Genomic DNA, 3259 nt, shown 5'->3' with positions numbered 1-3259 from the left:
GGCGATTAAAGCGCCAAACCTGAAGACGCGAACAGATGCGTGAACGGCAGAGGAAAAGGCCGTGGTGTGCCTCAGTGCTCTCGCGCAAAACATCGATGGATATTGATGTTCAGATGGCATGACATGAATGCAGCCTTGCCCAAACGCAGTGCCAAAAAACGAAGGCCTAACGCCCAAGGTAAGCGGCGCCGGAAGGAGCGCAGCGACTGAAGGGCACCAACAAGGGCCAGGACAATGGCGAAGCCATGGCCCTTGTTGGCGTCCGCTTGACCGCCCAGTTAGGTTCGGGAATAGGTGCGCGGTGATGCAAGTTCATTGCAACTCTCTGAGAGGGGCGATTGTGTGTAAAGGGGTGACCAATCTCAACATCCGCGTCGAGTCCACACTCCAGATGCGGTGTGTACTTTGCTCATGTCGAGCATGCGCGCGAGCAAGGGTGTGACGCCTCGGCTCGGTTGTGAGGACATGGTTTGATTGGATTGATGGATTGCGTAGAAGAGGGCGGAGTACAGAACAGCTAGGCATATGAGGCAAAACCTTATGCCTGGAAGCCAGTATTGCTGTTTGATAAAACCACGGATGAGCAGGGCTGGAAGTGCGATATGGAGCAGGATAAAAAGTACCGTGGCACCAAGGAGTAGAAGTTTTCCGATGAAGACGAAGGCAAGGATTTCGAGTAGCCAAACACCCCAGTCGATGGCCTCTTTCGTAGAAGTTGGTGCAATCAACGTGTCTGCAACTGCTTGACTCGTCACCAAAAGTGTCAATGTGCCAATTTGGCTTTGTTTTAGTCGTGACATGGCTATGGCAATCAGCGGAAGGGCCTAACGCCCAAGGTAAGCGGCGCCGCAAGGAGCGCAGCGACTGGAGGGCACCAACAAGGGCCAGGACAATGGCGAAGCCATGGCCCTTGTTGGCGTCCGCTTGACCGCCCAGTTAGGCGATGGATTTTGGGCTTTGGCGTTGCACTTCATTGTTGAACTTACGTTGGCGCCTTTGGCCTTCTGCCCGCAATATGACCAAACATGGCTGACTATGAGTTTCACTTGAAGCGCAGTTTCTTGTGCCCGACTTGCTTAGGCCGAAACCCTAGGTCGCGGAGGCCAGAGTACACCGATAGTGCTTCTCGAATGGCTCTTCCCTTTGGCGACTCTGCGAGCTTTGGGGTGGAAAAGAATGATTCTGCGGTTGTGCCTGCAAGGCCGTGAAATAGATCGAGTCTTTGCCCATCTTCCGTCAGCAGCGACACAACATTCTTCGGGAACTTGCCAAATGTCAGGTGGGAGAAGACCCCAACGAATATAGATAGGGGGAGTGCATCAGTGGTGCGTTGGAGTAGCCAGTTGTAGGAGTGCACTGTCACGATGCAGCAGTCCCTGTCAATGTGGATGGAAGCCTTGCTTTGTAGGTAAGAGCGGATAGCTAGATAGCTAAAGAGTGCACAGACCGGTACATACAACTTCCACTCAAGCGCGGATAGTGGGACACCATAGGATGCGCGAATGATGCCTGCGAGAGCAAGCAGTACTAGCGCGACAAGCCCGAGCAGATTTTGCTCAGACCTGATAACAAAGACCTTGGCTTCCATGCGAGGGAGAGGTTCTGGTTGAGGGCCTAACGCCCAAGGTAAGCGGCGCAGGAAGGAGCGTAGCGACTGAAGGGCACCAACAAGGGCCAAGACACTGGCGAAGCCTTGGCCCTTGTTGGCGTCCGCTTGACCGCCCAGTTAGGCATGCCGCGCGAAGTAGAGGGTGTTGAGAACAAGAAGAACTCAGAACTGAGCGATACATTAAGCGGTTGCATGACTACTCGCTGTGGCTTGAAGCGGAAATACCTAGAGCGCCAAGGTCCTCAAGCAACTCGTCTTTCTCTAGGGCATCTAGGTTCACTATCGCATTGCTAACTGCGCTATTGCAGAGCATTTCCCGAAGAGCGCTTCTAGGTGCACCGTTGAAGGTGTTTGCGTCTGGCCAACATAGCGATAGCAGGACAACCTGAGCCATGGCGTCATGAAGTGGGGATTCGAATGCGTTCTCAAGCTCGTATGCAACGCTTCCAACAACTTGCTCTATAGACCACCCTTTGGCGATGCCACGACTCATTGCAAAGTCTAGGTAGCGGCGTAGCACTAAGGCCTTGATGTCGGAGTATGTGGAGACTTGCATGGCGTCTGTTCTTTGGGGCCCAGATTCAACCAGCAAGTGCAACGCTAGTACGTCCGAAGAAGACTTCGGAAGGCGTCAGGAAATTGTGGCGTTTGCGTGGCCTGTTATTGAGTTCGCTGGCGAAGTGATCGCACTGCTTTTGAGTGAGATGTTGCATGCAGACTCCCTTTGGTACGTATTGACGTAGCAGGCCGTTGAAGTTCTCGTTGGTGCCACGCTCCCAGGAATGATAAGGGGTGGCGAAGTAGCACTTGAGATTGAAGTGTTCCTCTAGCTTTGCGTAGTCGTGGAACTCCGTTCCGTTGTCCAGGCTGAGCGTTTTGAATTGACGCTCGTACTTGGCGATGGCGACCTTGGCAGCGCAGATGACTTCTTCTTTGGTGCGAGCCTTGAGCTTCATGACGATGGCAAAGCCACTGACGCGCTCGACCAGAGTAAGCAGGCAGTGGCGCAGGTCTTTGCCGATGACGGTATCGCCTTCCCAGTGACCGATCGCGATGCGCAAGTTGGCCTCCTGTGGTCGCTCGCTGATATGGCGCTTGCCGGCCAGAACACCCCTTGAATCCTTGGATCGGTAGCGTTTGCGACCGTTCTTGGACATGATGCGTGTGTGCGATACCAACTCACCGCCGCTGGCCTTGTCGCGACGCAGCCAGCGGTAGATGGTCTCGGTGCTGATTTCAAGGAGCTTGAAGCGTTTGAGGATGCCGCTGATTTGCTCAGCGCTGAACTTCCTGCGGATGAGGCTAAAGACCTGAGCGCGCTGAGCGTCGGAGTAGTGAGAGCCGCGACGGCAGCGCCGACGTCGAGCCACGGCGTAACTGTGAGCCTTCTCTGGCCGGTACTGCGCTCGGTGAGTAGTCAGGTTCCGGCGAAGCTCACGACTGACGGTGCTTGGGTGTTTGCCAATTTGGCGAGCGATCTCGGCTTGAGAGTATTTGGCTACTCTCAAGGCGTTGATGGTGTATCGTTCCTCTTGGGTGAGTTGGTGATACGTCATAGGTGCAACCTCGTTCTTGGTCGGATAAGGTGCAGCTAGTTTCGCCGCTCCCCACCCATTTCAATGAACGTTGCACTTACTAGTTGAATCCGCG

2 protein-coding genes are annotated in these 3259 nt (G+C 54.4%); both read right to left on the bottom strand.

What is annotated here, in order from left to right; translation table 11 throughout:
- Nucleotides 1-1042: 1042 nt before the first annotated feature.
- On the bottom strand, nucleotides 1043-1588 hold the full coding sequence (locus JY96_RS21760) for a hypothetical protein (RefSeq protein WP_035044380.1): 546 nt from the start codon (nucleotides 1586-1588) through the stop codon (nucleotides 1043-1045).
- A 602-nt stretch (nucleotides 1589-2190) separates the two neighbouring features.
- Nucleotides 2191-3165, bottom strand: coding sequence for an IS30 family transposase (locus JY96_RS21750; protein ID WP_035040509.1), 975 nt, complete (start codon nucleotides 3163-3165; stop codon nucleotides 2191-2193).
- Nucleotides 3166-3259: the final 94 nt, after the last annotated feature.

This window comes from Aquabacterium sp. NJ1 (genome assembly GCF_000768065.1).
In the GTDB taxonomy this organism is placed as follows: Bacteria; Pseudomonadota; Gammaproteobacteria; order Burkholderiales; family Burkholderiaceae_C; genus Aquabacterium.
This window is presented reverse-complemented; position numbering and strand designations above follow the sequence as displayed.